At 59.6% G+C, this 19,826-nt stretch carries 17 protein-coding genes; 4 read left to right on the top strand and 13 right to left on the bottom strand.

The features are described from left to right. Nucleotides 1-55: 55 nt before the first annotated feature. Nucleotides 56-1,498 carry a protein adenylyltransferase SelO gene (gene selO, locus ACMGGX_RS18595; RefSeq protein ID WP_420298706.1) on the top strand — a complete coding sequence of 481 codons (1,443 nt, stop codon included), beginning with the start codon at nt 56-58 and terminating at the stop codon, nt 1,496-1,498. A gap of 41 nt (nt 1,499-1,539) precedes the next feature. Here the strand turns inward: selO and ACMGGX_RS18600 are convergent, their stop codons facing one another. The 5 genes from ACMGGX_RS18600 to ACMGGX_RS18620 are packed head-to-tail and all read right to left on the bottom strand — an operon-like array spanning nt 1,540 to nt 6,314. Further along, nucleotides 1,540-2,310, bottom strand: coding sequence for a 3-hydroxybutyrate dehydrogenase (locus ACMGGX_RS18600; RefSeq protein ID WP_420298707.1), 771 nt, complete (start codon nt 2,308-2,310; stop codon nt 1,540-1,542). A gap of 10 nt (nt 2,311-2,320) precedes the next feature. Further along, nucleotides 2,321-3,712 (bottom strand): GntP family permease, encoded by a 1,392-nt coding sequence (locus tag ACMGGX_RS18605; RefSeq protein ID WP_348560971.1) that lies wholly within the window; start codon nt 3,710-3,712, stop codon nt 2,321-2,323. 44 nt (nt 3,713-3,756) lie between these two features. Then, a complete protein-coding gene (locus ACMGGX_RS18610; RefSeq protein WP_348560972.1) occupies nt 3,757-4,938 on the bottom strand; it encodes an acetyl-CoA C-acetyltransferase in 1,182 nt (393 codons plus the stop codon). Nucleotides 4,939-4,947: 9 nt separating this feature from the next. Further along, nucleotides 4,948-5,604 (bottom strand): CoA transferase subunit B, encoded by a 657-nt coding sequence (locus tag ACMGGX_RS18615; protein ID WP_023311306.1) that lies wholly within the window; start codon nt 5,602-5,604, stop codon nt 4,948-4,950. 2 nt (nt 5,605-5,606) lie between these two features. Further along, entirely contained in the window at nt 5,607-6,314 is a 708-nt protein-coding gene (locus ACMGGX_RS18620) for a CoA transferase subunit A (RefSeq protein WP_133550353.1), read from the bottom strand. Between the two features lie 140 nt (nt 6,315-6,454). Here ACMGGX_RS18620 and ACMGGX_RS18625 point away from each other — a divergent pair, with 140 nt between their 5' ends. Continuing rightward, complete coding sequence (locus tag ACMGGX_RS18625) at nt 6,455-7,378, top strand: LysR family transcriptional regulator (RefSeq protein WP_045353748.1); 924 nt, start codon at nt 6,455-6,457, stop codon at nt 7,376-7,378. Here the strand turns inward: ACMGGX_RS18625 and ACMGGX_RS18630 are convergent. The 8 genes from ACMGGX_RS18630 to ppsR form a co-directional block, all read right to left on the bottom strand. Continuing rightward, nucleotides 7,345-8,124 carry a heme ABC transporter ATP-binding protein gene (locus ACMGGX_RS18630; protein WP_348560973.1) on the bottom strand — a complete coding sequence of 260 codons (780 nt, stop codon included), beginning with the start codon at nt 8,122-8,124 and terminating at the stop codon, nt 7,345-7,347. The two genes, ACMGGX_RS18625 and ACMGGX_RS18630, sit on opposite strands and share 34 nt — an antisense overlap. Beyond that, nucleotides 8,117-9,109: a FecCD family ABC transporter permease gene (locus ACMGGX_RS18635; protein WP_064672330.1), complete on the bottom strand. Its 993-nt coding sequence runs from the start codon at nt 9,107-9,109 to the stop codon at nt 8,117-8,119. The genes ACMGGX_RS18630 and ACMGGX_RS18635 overlap by 8 nt, the downstream gene beginning before the upstream one ends. Continuing rightward, on the bottom strand, nt 9,109-9,930 hold the full coding sequence (locus ACMGGX_RS18640) for a heme/hemin ABC transporter substrate-binding protein (protein ID WP_420298708.1): 822 nt from the start codon (nt 9,928-9,930) through the stop codon (nt 9,109-9,111). The genes ACMGGX_RS18635 and ACMGGX_RS18640 overlap by 1 nt, the downstream gene beginning before the upstream one ends. After that, nucleotides 9,927-10,955: a hematinate-forming heme oxygenase ChuS gene (chuS, locus tag ACMGGX_RS18645; protein WP_047742119.1), complete on the bottom strand. Its 1,029-nt coding sequence runs from the start codon at nt 10,953-10,955 to the stop codon at nt 9,927-9,929. Before chuS ends, ACMGGX_RS18640 begins: the two co-directional genes overlap by 4 nt. Before the next feature lie 35 nt (nt 10,956-10,990). Continuing rightward, on the bottom strand, nt 10,991-12,973 hold the full coding sequence (locus ACMGGX_RS18650) for a TonB-dependent hemoglobin/transferrin/lactoferrin family receptor (protein WP_420298709.1): 1,983 nt from the start codon (nt 12,971-12,973) through the stop codon (nt 10,991-10,993). A gap of 77 nt (nt 12,974-13,050) precedes the next feature. After that, entirely contained in the window at nt 13,051-13,233 is a 183-nt protein-coding gene (gene hemP / locus ACMGGX_RS18655) for a hemin uptake protein HemP (RefSeq protein ID WP_202769979.1), read from the bottom strand. 209 nt (nt 13,234-13,442) lie between these two features. Further along, nucleotides 13,443-14,489, bottom strand: coding sequence for a 3-deoxy-7-phosphoheptulonate synthase AroH (aroH, locus tag ACMGGX_RS18660; RefSeq protein ID WP_033145292.1), 1,047 nt, complete (start codon nt 14,487-14,489; stop codon nt 13,443-13,445). A 152-nt stretch (nt 14,490-14,641) separates the two neighbouring features. Beyond that, the gene (gene ppsR / locus ACMGGX_RS18665; RefSeq protein WP_023311315.1) at nt 14,642-15,475 is read right to left on the bottom strand and encodes a pyruvate, water dikinase regulatory protein; all 834 of its coding nucleotides are present in this window, start codon (nt 15,473-15,475) and stop codon (nt 14,642-14,644) included. A gap of 335 nt (nt 15,476-15,810) precedes the next feature. On the opposite strand from ppsR, the gene ppsA reads away from it, so the two are divergent. Both ppsA and ACMGGX_RS18675 read left to right on the top strand, forming a co-directional pair. Then, a complete protein-coding gene (gene ppsA / locus ACMGGX_RS18670) occupies nt 15,811-18,189 on the top strand; it encodes a phosphoenolpyruvate synthase (protein WP_023311316.1) in 2,379 nt (792 codons plus the stop codon). A 233-nt stretch (nt 18,190-18,422) separates the two neighbouring features. Then, nucleotides 18,423-19,823 (top strand): MFS transporter, encoded by a 1,401-nt coding sequence (locus ACMGGX_RS18675; protein WP_063440772.1) that lies wholly within the window; start codon nt 18,423-18,425, stop codon nt 19,821-19,823. The last annotated feature ends 3 nt before the right edge of the window (nt 19,824-19,826 follow it).

A 19,826-nucleotide genomic window follows, 5' to 3' on the forward strand; every position in this document is an offset into this window, starting at 1 on the left:
CTTTCGCCCGTGTTTAAGTCCGGGTAAACCCTCTACACTAAAAGCAGGAGGACCTATGACCCTGTCTTTTACTGCTCACTGGCATGACGAGTTGCCTGGCTTTTACACCGCACTCAAACCAACGCCGTTACAAAATTCACGCCTTATCTGGCATAACGATTTGCTGGCAGAAGAGCTGGCCATTCCGCCTGAGCTGTTTCAGCGTTCAGAAGGCGCAGGCGTCTGGGGCGGGGAAACGCTTCTCGCCGGTATGCAACCTTTGGCTCAGGTCTATAGCGGACATCAGTTTGGCGTCTGGGCGGGGCAGCTGGGCGACGGCAGGGGGATCCTGCTCGGCGAACAACGGCTTCCCAACGGGGAGACGGTTGACTGGCACCTGAAAGGCGCAGGCCTTACTCCCTGGTCGCGAATGGGCGACGGGCGCGCGGTGCTGCGTTCAACGATTCGCGAGTGCCTGGCGTCTGAAGCGATGCATGCCCTGGGGATTCCCACTACGCGCGCGCTGTCGATTGTCACCAGCGATACGCCGGTAGCGCGTGAAACGGTGGAAAAAGGGGCAATGCTGATGCGTATTGCGCAAAGCCATTTGCGCTTTGGTCATTTCGAGCACTTTTACTATCGCCGCGAGCCGGACAGCGTTCGCCAGCTGGCTGACTTTGCCATTCGTCACCACTGGGCGCATTTGCAGGACGAGGCGGACAAATACGTTCTCTGGTTCAGGGACGTGGTTGCCCTTACCGCAAGCCTGATTGCCCGCTGGCAAACGGTGGGCTTTGCGCATGGCGTCATGAATACGGACAACATGTCGATCCTCGGGCTGACCTTTGATTACGGTCCGTTTGGTTTCCTGGACGATTATCAGCCTGGCTATATCTGCAACCACTCCGACTATCAGGGACGTTACAGCTTTGACAATCAGCCCGCGGTTGGCCTGTGGAACCTGCAGCGGCTTGCGCAAACCCTGTCGCCGTTCATCGATGTAGATGCCCTCAATGATGCGCTCGACAGCTATCAGGACATATTGCTGCGAGAATATGGCACGCTGATGCGCAACAAGCTGGGGCTGATGACGCAGGAGAGGGGCGATAACGACATCCTCAACGGTCTGTTTGCCCTCATGGCGCGCGAGGGCAGCGATTATACCCGTACCTTCCGGATGCTGAGCCAGACGGAGCAGCATAGTTCGGCCTCGCCGCTGCGCGACGAGTTTATTGACAGACAGGCGTTTGACGACTGGTTTGCCACTTACCGCGCGCGGCTGCAGCAGGAGCAGGTGGATGACGCCACTCGCCAGACGCAGATGAACGCGACGAATCCAGCGATGGTGTTGCGCAACTGGCTGGCGCAGCGGGCGATTGAACAGGCTGAGCAGGGTGAATACGACGAGCTACACCGCCTGCATGTGGCGCTGCGTACGCCGTTTGCCGACCGGGATGATGACTACGTCAGCCGCCCGCCCGACTGGGGCAAGCGGCTGGAGGTCAGCTGCTCAAGCTAACCATGTTTGCCGGGTGGCGGCGTCGCTTTACCCGGCAAAAATTACTGCGCAACCCAGCCGCCATCCATATTCCACGCGGCGCCGCGAACGTTCACGGCGCCCTCGCTGCACAAAAACAGCGCCAGTTCACCCAGCTGCTCCGGGGTGACAAACTCGCCCGAAGGCTGTTTCTCTGCCAGAAGCAGCTCGCGAGCCTGCTCCGGCGGGACGCCCTCAGCGATACGCTGGTCGATTTGCTGTTGCACCAGCGGCGTCAGTACCCAGCCGGGGCAGATGGTGTTGGCGGTAATACCGGTGCGGGCGGTTTCCAGCGCCAGCGATTTCGTAAAGCCCACTACGCCATGCTTGGCGGCCACGTAGGCTGACTTCTCTTTTGACGCGACCAGCCCGTGAACGGAGGCGATATTGATGACGCGCCCCCAGTTTTTCTCGCGCATTGCGGGCAGCGCCAGCCGGCTGGTGTGAAACACCGAGGAGAGATTAATGGCGATAATGTCGTTCCATTTCTCCACCGGAAACGCATCAACCGGGGCGACATGCTGTATCCCGGCGTTGTTGACAAGAATGTCCACGCCGCCGAACTGCGATTCGGCGTAGCGCATCATGGCTTCAATTTGCAGCACGTCACGCAGGTCCGCATCGTGATAGCCCGGCTTTTTGCCCAGCTGTGCAATCTCTTCTCTTGCTGATTCGCTGTCGCCGAAACCGTTGAGGATCAGCTGCGCCCCGGCCTTCGCCAGCACGCGGGCGATCCCAAGTCCAATGCCGCTGGTTGAGCCCGTCACCAGCGCGGTCTTACCGTTCAGATTCATCTTTCTCTCCTTACACAATGCCGGTCAGATAGAACACGGCAATGACAAAAAGCACTGCCAGACTTTTAATGAGGGTGATAGCGAAAATGCCGCCGTAGGCCTGACGATGGCTCAGGCCGGTAATCGCCAGCAGGGTAATCACCGCGCCGTTATGGGGCAGCGTATCCATCCCGCCGCTCGCCATCGAGGCCACGCGGTGCAGCACCTCAAGCGGGATATTGGCGGCGTGGGCGGCGGCGACAAACGAGTCGGACATGGCGGCGAGGGCAATACTCATCCCGCCGGACGCCGAGCCGGTGATCCCCGCAAGCACCGTCACGCTGATGGCTTCATTCAGCAGCGGATTGGGGATGGCCGCCAGCGCTTTGGATAACACCAGGAACCCGGGCAGGGCGGCGATCACCGCGCCGAAACCGTATTCCGAGGCGGTATTCATCGCCGCCAGAATGGCACCGCTCACCGCGGTCCGGCTGCCTTCAGCCAGACGCCCCCGGATATTGCGAAAGCCAAAAATCAGCACCAGCACGATACCGGAGATCAGCGCCGCCTCGACGGCCCAGATGGCGGTGATCTTGCCCACCTCGGTCACAATGGGTTTCGCCAGGCCTGGCAGAGTTAGCTCGTGGGTCGTGCCGTACCAGCCGGGGATCCAGCGGGTAAACAGCAGGTTCAGTATGCCCACTACAAGCAGCGGGGAGATAGCAATCAGCGGGTGTGGAAGGTTAATGTTATCCGGCGTTTCGGGTTCATTTTTCAGATCCGTGCCGTAGCCTTCGTTATTATTGAACGCCTTACGACGCTGGCGCTCCAGCCAGAGCAGGCCAAAGATGATAATAAACAGAGAGCCGATAAGCCCCAGCCACGGCGCGGCCCAGGCGTTTGTGCCAAAGAAGCTGGTGGGGATGATATTCTGGATCTGCGGCGTGCCGGGCAGGGCGTCCATGGTAAACGAAAACGCCCCCAGCGCCACGGTGGCCGGGATCAGCCGCTTAGGGATGCCGCTCTGGCGGAACAGCTCCGCGGCAAAAGGGTAAACCGCAAACGCCACCACGAACAGCGATACGCCGCCGTAGGTTAACAGCGCGCACACCAGGACGATTACCGGAATAGCGTGGCGACGACCGAGGATCTGAATCGCGGCGGCTACGATGGAGCGTGAGAAACCGGAAAGCTCAATCAGCTTGCCGAAAACGGCCCCCAGCAGGAACACCGGGAAGTAGAGCTTAACAAAGCCGACCATCTTTTCCATAAACAGACCGGTAAACGTCGGGCCGACGGCACCCGGATCGGTCAGCAGCACGGCGCCGAGCGCCGCAATCGGCGCAAACAAAATAACGCTGTATCCGCGATAGGCCGCCAGCATCAGCAGCGACAGCGCCGCCAGGGCAATTAACACACTCATTACGACTCCTCACTTTAATTATTATTAGGGTATCAACGAGATGCTTAACGCTCGACGGTCAGAGCAATGCCTTGCCCGCCGCCCACGCACAGGGTGACGAGCCCTTTTTTGACGTCACGGCGCTGCATTTCGTACAGCAGCGTCACGAGGATGCGGCAGCCGGAGGCGCCAATCGGATGACCCAGGGCGATAGCGCCGCCGTTAACGTTCACCCTGCGCTCATCCCAGCCGAGCTGCTTGCCCACCGCCAGCGCCTGGGCGGCAAAGGCTTCATTGGCTTCAATGAGGTCCACGTCATCGAGCGTCCAGCCCGCCCGCGCCAGCGCCGTCCGGCAGGCGCTGACCGGTCCGATGCCCATTACCGACGGGTCAACGCCCGTCACGGCGTAGCTCACGATGCGACCGAGGATCGGCAAGCCGCTCTCCCGCGCCTTTTCGCCGCTCATCAGCAGCACCGCGGCGGCACCGTCGTTGAGCGTTGACGCATTTCCGGCCGTGACCGTGCCTTCCGCCTGCAGAAAGGCGGGGCGCAGCTGCGCCAGCTGCTCAGCGGTAGTGCCTGGCCGGGGCTGTTCGTCACGCCTGACGATAAGCGGCGGTTTTTTGCCCTGTTTTACCGTCACCGGCGCTATCTCGGCGTCAAACCGACCCGCTTCGATGGCGGAGGCCGCTTTGTGCTGCGACCGGGCGGCGAAGGCGTCCTGCTGCTCGCGGGAAATGGCATTCTCCCGGGCGACGTTTTCAGCGGTGATCCCCATGTGATAATCGTTGAACGCGTCCCACAGGCCGTCGGTAATCATGCTGTCCTGCAGGCCCGTATGGCCAAAACGCAGCCCTGAACGCGCGCCGTCCAGCAGATAGGGGGCGTTGCTCATGCTCTCCTGACCGCCAGCGATAGCCATGTCCGCGTCGCCGCAGCGGATCGCCTGCGCGGCGAGCTGCACCGCTTTTAGGCCCGCGCCGCACACCAGGTTGACCGTTGTCGCCGGCGTGCTGACGGGTAATCCGGCGTTGATGGCCGTCTGACGCGCCGGGTTTTGCCCGCATCCCGCCGTCAGCACCTGTCCGAAAATCAGTTCATCTACCTGTTCTTCGCGAAGATCGCTGTTCTCCAGCAGGTGCCGCACCGCTACGGCCCCCAGCTCAACCGCTGAAAGGGACGATAGCGATCCGCGAAAACTGCCAATGGGGGTTCGCGTTGCCCCGACAATCATGACTTCTTTCATCGTGAGTCCTCAGTTGAAGCGCATCTCGCGAACGTCGTCCGCCACAATCATTTTCCCGGCTGTCTTAGCCGCAATTTCGTCGATACTGACCCCGGGGGCGTATTCCCGCAGGATGAACGCGCCGTCCTCGATCTCCAGCAATGCAAGGTCGGTTAAGACCCGACGGATACAGCCCGCGCCCGTGAGCGGCAGCGTGCAGCGCGGCAGCAGCTTTGACTCACCGCTTTTCGAGGCGTGGGTCATCACCACAATGATGTTCTGCGCCCCGGCCACGAGATCCATCGCGCCGCCCATGCCCTTCACCATCTTTCCGGGGATCATCCACGAGGCGATATTGCCCTCGACGTCCACTTCAAACGCGCCCAGCACGGTCAGATCCACATGACCGCCGCGGATCATGGCAAACGACTGGGCCGAGTCGAAAATGGCCGCGCCGGTGCGCGCGGTCACGGTTTGTTTACCGGCGTTGATCATGTCGGCGTCAAGGCTCCGCTCGTCAGGAAAAGCCCCCATCCCCAGCAGCCCGTTTTCGGACTGAAGCATCACGTCCATCCCGTCCGGAATGTAGTTCGCCACCAGTGTAGGGATGCCGATCCCCAGGTTGACGTAATACCCGTCGCGCAGCTCGCGGGCGACGCGCATGGCCATCTGTTCACGGGTTAACATCGTCAGACTCCTTCCGCGCGCAGGGTGCGCTGTTCAATGCGTTTTTCGAACTGGCCGACAATCAGCCTGTCGACGTAAATTCCCGGGGTATGAATGGCTGACGGGGGCAGCTCACCCGGGGGAACTATCTCTTCTACCTCGACGACCGTTATCCGGCCCGCCGTTGCCATCAGCGGATTAAAATTTTGCGCGGTATGCCGATAGACAACGTTGCCGTACCAGTCCGCTTTCCAGCCCTTAATGAGCGCGAAATCGCCGGTAATGGCCTCTTCAAGGATGTAGTGCTTCCCCGCAAACTGGCGCACGTCTTTGCCGGCAGCCACGGGCGTGCCGTAGCCGGTGGCCGTGTAAAAAGCCGGAATGCCCGCGCCGCCCGCGCGCACTTTTTCCGCCAGCGTGCCCTGAGGCGTGAGTTCAATCTCCAGTTCGCCGCTCAGCACCTGCTGCTCGAACAGGGCGTTCTCGCCGACGTAAGAGGCCACCACTTTGCGAACCTGCCGCGTTTCGAGCAGTATCCCGAGACCGAAACCGTCCACGCCGCAGTTGTTTGATACCACCGTCAGATCTTTCACCTGACGGCGTCTGACCTCTGCAATCAGGTTCTCCGGAATCCCGCACAGGCCGAAGCCGCCCGCCAGCAAGGTCATTCCGTCCGTCAGTCCATCCAGCGCCTGCGCATAGCTGCCGACGCGCTTATCCAGTCCCGCCATAGTCATCCCTCCCGTTATCCGTGCCGGTATCATTGGGGGCGGCGACTCATTTGTTAATTTTGAATTTGTGACCCACTCATTTGGTTTTTTTATTAATTTCCTGTTAACTAAATTTTTTCAATTAGTTAACAGGATGAAAAATGAGAATGAGTGTCAAACAGTTACGCGCGTTTTTAGCGGTAGCTCACACTCTCAATTTCGCGCACGCCAGCGAACGGCTGAATCTTTCCCAGCCGGCCCTGAGCCTGACGATTAAAGCGCTGGAGGATGCGCTCGGCGGGCCGCTGCTGCAGCGGAGCACGCGCAAGGTCGCGCTGACGCAGGAGGGAGAGACGTTTTTGCCGATGGCGCGTCAGCTGCTTGCCGACTGGGATAACGTCGAAGAGGCGATGCACCAGTGCTTTACCCTGCAGCGCGGTAAAATCTCGGTCGCGGCCATGCCGTCGTTTGCCGCGAATGTCCTGCCCGAGGTGCTAAAAGCGTTTCGCGATCGTCATGCCGGGATCAACGTCACAGTGCATGATGTCATTAACGAGCAGGTGATAGAGATGGTGCGGGAAGGGCGGGTCGAGATGGGCATCGCCTTTGAGCCCGCGCCAACGCACAACCTGCTCTTTACTCCGTTGGGCCTCGACAGGTTTGTTGCCATTGTGCCGAAAGATTCCTCGCTGGCAGGCAAGAAGCGCCTTTCATGGGAAGATCTGCTGACGCTGGATTTCATCACGCTGCAGCGCCCGTCGGCGGTACGTCTGATGATGGAGGAGGAGCTGGCGCGAAGCGGCAGAAAGCTGGACGTGGCGCTGGAGAGTCATCAGCTGGTGACGGTCGGGCGAATGGTCGCGAGCGGGCTGGGCGGCAGTGCCGTCCCGGCGCTCTGCGAGGCGCAGATGACGGCGCTGGGCGCGGTCTGTATCCCGCTGGATAACCCGCCTATTGAAAAGTGCATCGGGGCGATCCATCCAGGGCATACGCAGCTCTCTAAGGCGGCGCATGCCCTGCTGGAAACGCTGAAGGATTTTTACCAGCCCAATCAGGGGGCAAGAAACACCTGCGGCGCGGCGTGAGCCGGATGCCTGCCGACGATAACCTGCGCGCCGTACCAGCGTGCCAGCGCGTCGGCCTGCAAAACGGTTTCCGGTGCTCCCTGGGACACGATTGTGCCGCCATGCAGCAGCAGGATGCGGTCCGCCCACAGCGCCGCCAGATTAAGGTCGTGCAGCACCGCGCATACGTGCAGATGACCCCGACGGGTCAGGGATTTCAGCAGGCGCAGCAGATGCTGCTGGTGGTAGAGATCCAGCGCAGACGTGGGTTCATCAAGGAACAGCCAGCCGCGCGGCGCGCCGTCGCACCAGAGCTGAGCCAGCGCGCGGGCGAGCTGGATGCGCTGCTGCTCGCCGCCGGAGAGCGCGGCAAACTGCCTGCCCGCCAGCGGTAAACAGCCGGTGACGTCCATGACCTCCTCAATAACCGACGCTTCGGGCGTGCGTGTCCAGGGCGCGCGCCCCATACCGACTACCGCCTCAACCGGCCAGTCAAATCCGAGCTGCGTGTTCTGGCGCATTACCGCCCGGTAGCGGGAGAGCCTGTTCGGCTGCCAGGCCGCAAGCGGTGTGCCCGCCAGGCTGCACCGTCCGCCCGCAGGTTTAAGGTAGCCGGTCAGCAGCCGCAACAGCGTTGATTTCCCGGCGCCGTTGGGGCCAATCAGCGCCACCAGCTCGCCCTGAGATAAGGTCAGCGACACATCGTCAATCAGCGTGCGTTGTCCGGCGCGAAAAACAAGGTTTTCAGCACAATAGCGTTCAGCCATGCGCACCTCCGCGACGAAAGATAAGCCACAGAAACCACGGCGCGCCGAGAAGGCTGGTCAGTAAGCCGACCGGCATTTCCGCCGGGGCGACCAGGCTGCGCGCCAGCGTATCGGCAACCAGCAGGAGCAACGCGCCGGCCAGCACCGAGCCGGGGAGCACGGCCCGGTGGTCGGCTCCCAGCCACATGCGCACCAGGTGCGGCACCACCAGGCCGACAAAGCCGATCACGCCGCTGACCGCAACGGCGGCGGCCACCAGCAGGGCGCTGCACAACAGCAGGATCCGCTGCACGGCGGCAACCTCCACGCCGAGGTAATGTGCCTCTTCGTCGCCCAGCTGCAGCAGGTTGAGGGCGCCTGCCAGACGCCAGATCGCGAGCGCGGTGGGAACCATCAGCGACGCGACGGCCAGCAGCGTTGACCACTGCGCCTGGCCGAGGCTGCCCATTCCCCAGAGCGAAAGCTGGCGAAGCTGGGCATCATTGCTGAGCCATGACAGCACCCCGACGGCCGCGCCGCACAGGGCGTTGATGGCAATTCCCACCAGCAGCAGGCGCGACAGGGAAGCGTCACGCTGTCGGCTGAGCAGGAAAATCACGAAGGTGGCGGCCAGCGCGCCGAGAAACGCCGCCAGCATCGGGGCATACAGCATCACCAGTGCAGGCAGCGAGAGCGGAAGAACCACCCACAGCGCAACGGCGAGCGCCGCGCCGCTGCTGATGCCGAGCAGTCCCGGGTCCGCCAGCGGATTTCGAAACAGCCCCTGCATCACGCAGCCCGCCAGCGCCAGTGAACCGCCGATCGCCAGCGCCAGCAGCACGCGAGGCAGGCGGATCGTCAGCCAGATTTGACGCAGCGCCTCGTCGGTGCCGTTCCACAGCAGGCTGATCGGCAGATGTAATGCCCCAACCCCGGTCGCTGCGAGCGTCATGATGGTCAGGATCGCGGTCAGCATCCACAACGATAAGGCGATCCTCCGGGACATCAGGGCAGCAGCTCCGCTTTGGCACGCAGCTGCTGGATGGCTTCCGGCGTTCGCACGCTGAAGCCCAGCAGCGCCATATCGTCAATCGCCAGCACCTGCTTGTTCCGTCCCGCCGGGGTTTGCGCCAGGCCGGGCAGCGTCCAAAGATTTGCTTCACCGCCCAGGGCGTTGAGACCGTCCTGAGAAATCACAATCAGATCGGGTCGGCTGGCGATCGTGCCTTCCTGAGACAGCGGCTGATAGCGGGTAAACCCCTGCATCGCGTTCTGCAGCCCCGCCGCACGAATTGCAGCATCCGCGCCAGTCTGTTGTCCGGCGGCCATGGCGGTCATCCCGCCGTGGTTGAGAATAAACAGCACCCGCTTATTGAGCGGCGACTCGGGAAGCGCCGACAGCGCCTGGCGCAGGGTGCTGCGCAGGACCTCCCCCTCGGCCTCGCGGTGCGTCGCTTCAGCGACGATCCGCACCTTTTCGTCAATGACGTTCAGGTCGTTAACGGCAGGAACAGCGATCACCCTGACGTGGCTTTGCTCAACCTGCTTTAGCGCCAGAGACGGCTGCGCCTGGGCGCTGGCCAGCACCAGCGTGGGGCGCATGGACAAGATCCCTTCCGCATTGAGCTGGCGCAGATAGCCCACGTCAGGCAGTGAATTCGCCGCCTGCGGCCACTGGCTTGTGCTGTCGCGGGCCACCAGCGAGGACGCCGCGCCGAGAGCGTAGACAATCTCGGTGACGTCGCCGCCGAGGGTAACAATTTTCTCCTGCGGCGCAGCAAGCGCCAGCAGGGGCAGGGCGCTGAGCAGGGCAAGCCACCGTTTCATGCGGCCAGCCCTTTCGCCGTTAAGGCGTCAATCTGGCTGCGCCACTGGCTCTGCTCCGGTTCGCCTTCCGTACGCTGGCCGTACAGCTGGGCGATTTGCGTTCCATCGGCGGCAAACAGCTCCAGGCTGGTGACATGCCCGTCAGCCGTCGGCTTGCGCGTGACCCACGTTTCCGCAATGGATCCTTCGAGCAGATGCAGGGTAAAGGTTGGGTTAAAGACGTTCAGCCAGCCTTTCATTGGCACCAGCTTTTCCACCGCGCCGGTGAAAATCTGCACGCAGCCGCGGTTGCCTACGAAAACCATGATTTCGTTACCGTCCCGACGCGCCGTCTCCAGGAGCTGCGCCAGCGCGGTGTTTTCTACCCGGCAGGCCAGATCGTCACCCACCAGGCGAAACGCCTGCTGGCGGCTGAGGTTATGGCGCTTGAGCAGGCTGAAGAACTGATGAACGTCGGTCATGGCGCGCCACTCGTTATCCACGAGAGCAGCATTTGCGTTTTCAGCGTGAGCCGGGGCATCGGCCATCTTCAACGCCAGCGGAGGATTCTCGGCAAAGATAAAGCGGGTCAGCACGTCGCCCCAGGCGGAAACGTCGGTATTATCCGTGGCGTAGACCTTCAGCAGGGCATCGCCCTGGTGGTCGAAGAACTGAATGCTCTGCCGCTCGCCGCGGGCGGTGGCTTCACTGATGTGAAACGCGCTCGCCCACTGATTGAGGAACAGGCGCAGATCCAGCGCGCGCGGGTTCAGCACCAGCCCGGCGTGGCCGTTCAGGTGCTGGTTGGTAAATCTCCCGACCTGCTCGTGTACGGCGTATTCGTTGCGGCAGATACATTTGGTTTCGCCCACCGCCTCCAGCGCGCCCAGGATCTCGCGGATTTCACCGCGCAGTCGCCAGGCGTCGTGACCTACGCGGGCAAAGGTCAGCTCTGCTTCACTGATGTTCATTAACCCCGCGACGTCGCGCGCGTACTTACCCGGATTGGCTTCTTTTAGCTCAAGCCAGCGCGTGTAGTGATTCATTGTCTCTTCCTTCTGAATAGTTGCCCCGAAGGGAATTACCACTGATAGCTTACGAAAATCTTGCCGTTACGACCGTCCTGCGGAATGCCCTGAGGTGACCAGTACGCTTTGTCAAAGGCGTTGCCCAGCACCAGCGTGGTGGTCACGCCCTTGAGCTTCTCCTGGCCTTTATAGCTGACGTAGAAATCGTTGACCGCATAGCCCGGCTGCTTGCTGTAGCTGCTGCTGACGTGGGTTGAGCGATCGGCAAAGGTGCCGATCCAGCCGACGGAGAACCCGCTTTGCGCCACCGGGATATCCAGCTTGCTGGTGACGGTGTCCGGATTAATGCTGGAGATGTATTCGCCCGTATCGGTGTCTTTCCCGCGCGTGCGGTTATAGGCCAGATCGAGGCTGAAGAGGTCGGCAGAGTATTTTGCCATCATATCCCAACCCCAGATTTTGGCATTCGGGACGTTGTACGACATGGTGGTCGCGGCGGCAAAATCGACGGTGGTGGAGATATAGTCTTTGGCTTTGGTATCGAAATAGCTGGCTTTAAACTCCAGCGCATCGTTGGCAAGCATCAGATCGTCAAAGCGCAGGCCAAAACCAAACTCCTGCGTTTCGTTGGTTTCCGGGCGCAGGTTCGGGTTTGGCACCCAGTAGTTGGTATAAAAGCGGCCAATGGAGAAGTGTTTGGCGTCGTTATACATCTCGCCCATGGTCGGCGCGCGGAAGGCCTGCGCGTAAGAGCCAAACAGCATCAGCCAGTCGGTTGGGCTGACGGTTAACCCGGCGCGGGATGACCACTTATCGGCATCCACATCGTTGTAGCCGTCGCTGCTGCCGCGGTAGCTGTCATAGCGCGTGCCGCCCAGCAGGGTAACAGGCAGATCGCGCAGGGTGATCTCATCCTGCAGCCAGCCGGAGCTGAAGTCGATTTTCGCGTCCGGGAAGCCGGTGGTTGCCCCACCCGGATGCTGCTCCTGACGATAGTATTCCCCGCCGTAGGTCAGAAGGTGTGCTGCAAAGGTGTCGCTGAACAGACGGGTGCGGTTTTCCACCTTGCCGCCTTTGGTCGTCTGCTTGCGGAACTCACCGCTGCCGTCGACGTTCTGGGCATTAATGCGCGCTTCGGACCAGTAGACCTTCGCGTCGGCGTCCAGCCAGTCGTACCCTTCCGGTGCAATGTGGTAGCCAACCTGCGCATCGCGCTGGATGGTGGAGCGGTCGGTCATCGGGTTACTGCTGTCCGCCCCGGTGGTTTGCGGGTTTTTCGGTTCCTGAGCGGCGTTGTTGTAGTAGCGCAGGGAGCCGCTCAGGGTCTGGGCCGGGTCGATTTTCCAGCTGCCTTTTGCCAGCATGTTGTTGATGGATTCGTCGTTAGGCGCGGTTGCACCGTCGCTCTGGCGAATATCACCGCGATCCCGGCTGGACCAGGAGACCAGACCGTCCAGCGTATCGGTGCGGCCGTAGGCGCTGGCCCCCATCCCGAGGCTACGATCGCCCGTCGCGCCCGTTCCAAACACGCGGTAGCCGCTGTTTTTACCGGGTTCGAGTAGATCTTTCGCATCGGCGGTGTCATAGGAGATCACGCCGCCCAGCGCGCCGCTGCCGTACAGCAGGGCCGACGGGCCGCGGACCACCTCGATACGTTTGATTAGCGCGGGATCGAGGAAGGTGCTGTTCAGGTGGCCGGTATCGGTTCCCTGGCGCACGCCGTCAACCAGCACCAGCACGCCGCGGCGGTCATAGCCGCGCAGGTTGACGTCCTGCCCGTTGGTGCGACCGGTGCCGTCCAGCGTCAGACCGGGGACGTTACGCAGCAGGTCGGCCGCCGAGCTGGCGGTTTGTTTCTCCGGCGCGCTGGCGTCAATCACGCTTACCATCATGGGCGCTTCAAAGGCGCTGCGGGCGTTGCCCGTGGCGGTGACGGTAATGTCGTCTGTGGCGGCGAACGCGATGCCCGGCAGGGCGCTAACAATCGCCAGCGCCAGAAGTGACGGACGTAAAGATGCGGAAGGCAGGTGTGGCATAGCAACTCTCCATAAGAAGTGAAAAGCGCTGGCTGCCTGGGTATCACCTGGGTGGCTGGCGTATTTTTAGGTGTTGTTTATTTTGTGAGGATCAGTTTTCCGGCATGGGTCTGGCGCAGAAGATAGCGCTGTCCGTCATGCTCGATAATGACCCGTCCCTCATCGCCGAGGAGGGTTTTGCTGTCAATGCGACGCTCGGCGGGGGGTGGCGCTGTGTGTGTTTTTGCTGGCGTTGCCGCGCTGTTATCCGTACGTGACATAATGTTTATAAATAACAATCAATGTAACAATGATAATCATTATCAATAAACTGCAAATTGACGGCAAGCGTTTTTGTGAAAAAAGGGTGAGGGGATCAAATTTGAGGGTGAGGTACGGTCTGATGCCCTCACTCCGACCCTCTCCCACAGGGAGAGGGAGAAGGGCACAATCGTAGGTCGGGTAAGCGCAGCGCCACCCGACAATAACATCAGAAGCGAGAATCAACCGCAGCTGCCAGCTTTTCCAGCAGCAGTTCGCTGTCTTCCCAGCTCAGGCACGGGTCGGTGATCGACTGGCCGTAAACCATCTGCTGTCCGGCAACGATTTTCTGCGTGCCTTCTTTGATAAAGCTCTCAGCCATAATCCCTGCAACGGCGGTCGAGCCGCTGCGGATCTGCTGACAGATCTCATCGCAGACGTCCAGCTGGCGGCGATGCTGCTTCTGGCAGTTGCCGTGGCTGAAGTCCACCACCAGATGTTCCGGCAGGTCGAACTCGGCCAGCGTTTCACAGGCCGCCGCAATATCTTGGGCATGGTAATTGGGTTTCTTCCCGCCGCGCATAATGATATGCCCGTAAGGGTTGCCGCTGGTCTGGTAGATGGTCATATGACCGCTCTTATCCGGCGACAGGAACATGTGGCTGGCACGGGCAGCGCGGATGGCATCAACCGCGATACGGGTGTTGCCATCGGTCCCGTTTTTAAAGCCGACCGGACAGGAGAGGGCGGAGGCCATCTCACGGTGGATCTGGCTTTCGGTAGTGCGCGCGCCAATCGCGCCCCAGCTGATCAGATCGGCGATAAACTGCCCGGTCACCATATCGAGAAACTCGGTCGCCGTCGGAACGCCCAGCTCGTTGACCTGTAAAAGCAGCTTCCGCGCCAGCTCGATACCGTGGTTAACGCGATAGCTGCCGTTGAGGTCAGGATCGGAAATCAGGCCTTTCCAGCCCACCACGGTGCGCGGTTTTTCAAAGTAGGTGCGCATCACGATCTCAAGGCGATGCTGGTACTTATCCCGCAGTCCCTGAAGTCGTTTTGCATAATCCATCGCGGCATCCAGATCGTGGATGGAGCAAGGCCCAATCACCACCAGAAGACGTTTGTCTTCACCGTTCAGGATTTTTTCAATGCGGCGGCGGGAGGCCGTCACATGTTCCGCGACGGCGGCGGAAACGGGATGCCGCTGTGCCAGTTCAGCCGGCGTGACCAGGCTGTCAATGCGCGCAGTGCGGAGTTCATCGGTTTTATTCATGGAATGTCTCAGAAAATTTTTGCTTCATCGGCAGACTACCGGGAAGTGATGGGCATCACCTTAAACCAATCCCTGCTGATTTCAAGTTCGGGGCGACACCGCCCCGTGGTTGCAGATGATGATACCTGAATCTGAGTTAACGTACTAGCATATTAGTACATGCGGCGATTAAGCCCCATGATGTCGAGAATTTTGGTGGCAATTTCTTCAACCGAATAGTTGGTGCTGTTCAGCCACGGGATCTGGTTTTTGCGGTACAGCGCTTCCACTTCCGAGACCTCCATCCGGCACTGGCGCATGGAGGCGTAGCGGCTGTTCTCGCGGCGCTCTTCGCGGATGGCCGCAAGGCGTTCCGGGTTGATCGTCAGGCCGAACAGCTTGTGCTGCAGCGGCTTAAGGGCGGCGGGCAGCACCAGGTTATCCATGTCGTCGGCGATAAACGGGTAGTTTGCGGCGCGAATGCCAAACTGCATCGCCAGATAAAGGCTGGTCGGGGTTTTGCCGCAGCGCGACACGCCAAGCAGGATCACCTGCGCCTGGTCGAGATTTCGCAGCGAAATACCGTCGTCGTGGGCCAGGGTGTAGTCGATAGCGGCGATACGCGCGTCGTACTTGGTCAGGTTGCCGGGGTTCAGCCCGTGGGTACGGTGGGCAATGGGGGTCGGGTCGAGCTTAAGCTCGCTCTGCAGCGGAGCCACCAGCGCCTGCACGATATCCTGGCAGAAGCCTTCACTTTGCAGAATGATGGAGCGAATCTCCGGGATCACGATAGAGTAGAACACCAGCGGGCGGACGCCGGTCTGCTGGTAGATGGCGTCAATCTGGTCCTTCACCGCTTTAGCGCGGCTCTCGTTTTCAACAAACGGCAGCGTGATGCTGTTAATCGAAACGGGAAACTGCGACATCACCGCGTGGCCCAGCACCTCGGCGGTGATCGCCGTACCATCAGAAATATAAAAAACGTGGCGATCGACAGCACTATCCATTTTACTCACCCTGAATATCAGACCTAATTGTCTGAAAGCATAAATTAAAAAAGTAAATTACACAGCAAAGAACTTATCCTAATTATGAATGAAACGCTGTTTTTGATTTTCCTGAAAAGTGGATTTCATTTTTCAAATAGCGACTTTATTTTTGGGGTTTCTGGCTGAATATAGAGGAATCATCGGGTTAATCGTTGATGGGAAAGTATCCGAAAAGTTGAAATTTTAAATTGCTTACACGATTCACCGTTTTTTTAGCGGAAATAAATATGCCAGTATAAATACGTAGTCAGGTGTTACTTACTCCGATCAAATATCACAAAAGGATTGTTTCGATGTCCAACAATGGCTCGTCACCGCTGGTGCTTTGGTATAACCAACTCGGCATGAATGATGTAGACAGAGTTGGGGGCAAAAATGCCTCCCTGGGTGAAATGATTACAAATCTGTCAGGTATGGGTGTCTCCGTACCGAACGGGTTTGCCACCACCGCCGATGCCTTTAACCTGTTTTTAGACCAGAGCGGTGTTAACCAGCGCATTTACGACCTGCTGGATAAAACGGATATTGATGACGTTACCGAGCTTGCCAAAGCCGGGGCGCAGATCCGCCAGTGGATCATCGACACACCTTTCCAGCCGGAACTGGAAAAAGCCATTCACGACGCGTACAACCAGCTCTCTGCTGACGATGCGCAGGCCTCCTTTGCCGTACGTTCCTCTGCGACCGCAGAAGATATGCCGGACGCCTCGTTTGCCGGACAGCAGGAAACCTTCCTGAACGTCCAGGGTTACGATGCGGTGCTGGTGGCGGTGAAGCATGTGTTTGCTTCCCTGTTCAACGACCGCGCCATCTCCTATCGCGTGCACCAGGGCTACGACCATCGCGGCGTGGCGCTCTCCGCTGGCGTACAGCGCATGGTGCGCTCGGACGTGGGCTCATCCGGCGTGATGTTCTCCATTGATACCGAATCCGGCTTCGACCAGGTGGTGTTTATCACCTCCGCGTGGGGGCTGGGTGAGATGGTTGTGCAGGGTGCGGTAAACCCTGACGAATTCTATGTCCACAAGCCAACGCTGGCCGCTGGCCGTCCGGCGGTGGTGCGCCGCACCATGGGCTCGAAAAAAATCCGCATGATCTATGCCCCGACCCAGGAGCATGGCAAGCAGGTTAAAATTGAAGATGTACCGCAGGAGCAGCGCGACCGCTTCTCCCTGACCGACGCCGAAGTGCAGGAACTGGCGAAGCAGGCGGTGCAGATCGAAAAACACTACGGCCGTCCGATGGACATCGAATGGGCGAAAGACGGTAACACCGGCAAGCTGTTTATCGTGCAGGCGCGTCCGGAAACCGTCCGCTCGCGCGGTCAGGTGATGGAGCGTTATACGCTGCACGCGCAGGGTAAAATCGTGGCGGAAGGCCGCGCCATCGGTCACCGCATCGGTGCCGGTCCGGTCAAAGTGATCCATGACATCAGCGAGATGAACCGTATTGAGCCAGGCGACGTGCTGGTAACCGACATGACCGACCCGGACTGGGAACCGATCATGAAGAAAGCGGCGGCTATCGTCACCAACCGCGGCGGTCGTACCTGCCACGCGGCGATCATTGCCCGCGAGCTGGGTATTCCTGCGGTTGTCGGCTGCGGTGACGCCACCGAGCGCATGAAGGACGGGCAAAACGTGACCGTCTCCTGTGCCGAAGGCGATACCGGCTACGTCTACGCCGATATCCTCGACTTCAGCGTGAAGAGCTCAAGCGTGGATACCATGCCGGACCTGCCGCTGAAGATCATGATGAACGTCGGCAACCCGGACCGCGCGTTTGACTTCGCCTGCCTGCCGAACGAAGGCGTTGGCCTGGCGCGTCTGGAATTTATCATCAACCGTATGATCGGCGTCCACCCGCGCGCGCTGCTGGAGTTTGACGACCAGGATCCGAAGCTGCAGAACGAAATCCGCGAGATGATGAAAGGCTACGACTCGCCGAAAGAGTTCTACGTCGGCCGTCTGACCGAAGGGATCGCGACGCTGGGCGCTGCCTTCTATCCAAAACGTGTGATCGTGCGTCTGTCTGACTTTAAGTCTAACGAGTACGCCAACCTGGTCGGCGGCGAGCGCTACGAGCCGGAAGAAGAGAACCCGATGCTGGGCTTCCGCGGGGCCGGACGCTACGTGTCCGACAGCTTCCGCGACTGCTTCGCGCTGGAGTGTGAAGCGGTGAAACGCGTGCGCAACGACATGGGGCTGACCAACGTCGAAATCATGATCCCGTTCGTGCGTACCGTGGATCAGGCGAAAGCCGTTGTGGACGAGCTGGCGCGTCAGGGTCTGAAGCGCGGCGAGAACGGGCTGAAGATCATCATGATGTGCGAAATCCCGTCCAACGCCCTGCTTGCCGAGCAGTTCCTCGAGCACTTCGACGGCTTCTCTATCGGCTCGAACGACATGACGCAGCTGACGCTGGGTCTGGACCGCGACTCCGGCGTGGTCTCCGAGCTGTTCGACGAGCGCAACGAGGCGGTAAAAGCGCTGCTCTCCATGTCCATCCGCGCGGCGAAGAAGCAGGGTAAATACGTCGGGATCTGCGGTCAGGGTCCATCCGACCATGAAGACTTTGCCGCATGGCTGATGGAAGAGGGGATCGATAGCCTGTCCCTGAACCCGGACACCGTGGTGCAAACCTGGCTGAGCCTGGCGGAACTGAACAAGTAACGCCACGCTGACCCGAAAAGGCGAGGATATTATTCCTCGCCTTTTTTATTTCATTTCTTATTTGCTCCCCATCACAAATAAAGTAAAAAACCAAATATCATAATTTGTCAGTCAATTTAGACAATTGTTAGCGCGCAAACCGTTGCTAATACTTGAGCCTTACTGCGCATTTCCCTTAAGAAGATGCGCAACTGGTTGAAATACGTTTTAACCTGATAAAAAGGCAAATAACAATGACACTCTCCTCTGTATTGCGTACCAAAGATAAAATAGGTTATGGCTTAGGCGATATGGCCAGCGCGCTGGTCTGGCAAACGGCAACGTTATTTCTCGCTTATTTTTATACAGACGTATTTGGGCTACCCGCCGCGATTATGGGCACCATGTTTTTAGTGGTGCGCGTGGTCGATGCGTTTGTCGATCCGTGCATTGGCGCCCTGGTTGACCGCACCCGGACGCGTCACGGACGTTTCCGTCCCTGGCTGCTGTGGTTTGCCATCCCGTTTGGCGTGAGCTGCCTCATTACCTTCTATGTGCCGGACGTTGGGCCGACGGCAAAAATCGTTTACGCCTGCATAACCTACGCCATCTTAAGCCTGATTTACTCCGCGATTAACGTGCCTTACTGCGCCATGCCCGGTGCGCTGACTCTGGATCCGCGCGAGCGTCATTCTCTGCAGTCGTGGCGCTTTGGCCTGTCGTTTATCGGCGGGCTGATCGTGACGGTTATTGCTCTGCCGCTGGTTTCACTGTTAGGCCAGGGCAACGTGCAGAAAGGCTATTTCTATGCCATGAGCCTGATGGGGCTGCTGGGAATTGTGCTGTTCTTCTGCTGTTTCCTGATGACCCGCGAGCGTTATTCTCCGCGCAATGATACCTCCGGCTCCATGCTCACCGATTTAAAACTGCTGGCCGGGAACAGCCAGTGGCGTATTGTGTTCCTGTTTAATATTTTGCTGTTAACGGCGGTGGTGACGCGCGGTTCCGCCACCATGTATTACGTGAACTATGTGCTGCTGCGTCCGGATCTGGTTTTTGCCTTTATTGTTTCCGGCATGGTGGCCTCCTTAAGCGGCGCATTATTATCTGAACGGCTGCTGGGGAAATTTGACCGCGTGCGCGCCTACCAGTGGACGATTATCTCCTTCGTTATCTTCGGCGCGCTGATTTTCTTCCTGCCACCTTCACAGGTGTGGCTAATCTTTGGCCTTAACATCGTCTTTAGCTTTATTCAAAACCTCACCACGCCGCTGCAGTGGACCATGTTCTCCGATGTGGTCGACTACGAAGAGCACCGCAGCGGCCGTCGTCTGGACGGGCTGGTTTTCTCCACCGCGCTGTTTGCCATTAAGTTTGGCCTGGCGCTGGGCGGGGCGGTCGTCGGCTGGGTGCTTGGCATGGTGGATTATGCCCCGGGCCAGGCAACCCAGGCGCCAGGCGTTCTCTCGACCATCAACGCGCTTTTCACCCTTATCCCGTGCGCGCTGTTCCTCTGCATGGTCGCGCTGCTTGCCATCTACAAGCTAAACAGCCGGCTGGTGGATTCCATCGCCCGGGAGCTGGCCAGCAAGCGTGAAGTCAGACCCGAAGCGGGGCAGCTCAGCCCGGCAACCCCTTCCGCACTACAGGAGTAAAAC

The sequence above is a fragment of the Enterobacter sp. BNK-29 genome (genome assembly GCF_048684785.1).
Classification (GTDB): Bacteria; Pseudomonadota; Gammaproteobacteria; order Enterobacterales; family Enterobacteriaceae; genus Enterobacter; species Enterobacter cloacae_M.